Consider the following 811-nt stretch of genomic DNA (forward strand, 5'->3'; position numbering starts at 1 on the left):
AGAAGTGAAAACTCGCTAATACGGGTCTGATATTCTTTGTCGAGCGTATCTTGCCACGCTGACGCGTGAGGCTTAGGTCGCTAAGTTTAGATAGGCTCGACAAAGTAATAAATCGCGAAGAAGTGACACACACAACCCGCTAAAACGAAGCCGTGCCAAATCGCATGGTTAAAGGGGATACGCTTCGCAACGTAGAAAATCACCCCTAGCGAGTACACCAAACCGCCCACCGCAAGCAGCGTAAGTCCACCGATATCCAGATTGATCGCCAACTGATAAATCACAATCAACGACAGCCATCCCATCACCAAATAAGTCATCAGCGACAACTTCTTAAAGCGATAAACAAATGCGACCTTCATGATGATGCCGAACAGAGCAATGCTCCAGATAACTATCATCAAGCCAAACGCAAGTGGCGTGCGTAAACTCACCAACAAAAATGGCGTGTAACTGCCAGCAATAAGCAGATAAATAGCGCAATGGTCGAAGGTTTTCAGCCAGCGTTTCGCTTTAGGATGAGGGATCGCGTGGTACAGCGTTGAGGCTAAAAACAGCACAATAATACTGGAGCCGTAGATCGCCATGCTTGTCACGGTCAATGTGTCAGCTTGGTGGTTTGTCGCTTTGATTAACAACAGGATTAACCCGACGATGCCGAAAATCATCCCAATACCGTGCGTGATGGTGTTGGCAAGCTCTTCACTTTGACTGTATTGAGGTTTCTGCGGTGAGGACATCAATGCGCCTATACTAGAGTTTGGAATATTCGCTCTAGTATGGCACATTTAGCGTACACGTGTAAGCTAAA

1 protein-coding gene is annotated in these 811 nt (G+C 46.7%); it reads right to left on the bottom strand.

Translation table 11 applies throughout. The features are described 5' to 3' along the window. Positions 1 to 86: 86 nt before the first annotated feature. Complete coding sequence (gene trhA / locus R7E78_RS25790; protein ID WP_180920200.1) at positions 87 to 740, bottom strand: PAQR family membrane homeostasis protein TrhA; 654 nt, start codon at positions 738 to 740, stop codon at positions 87 to 89. Positions 741 to 811 lie beyond the last annotated feature (71 nt).

It is taken from the genome of Vibrio sp. YT-19(2023) (assembly GCF_033337395.1).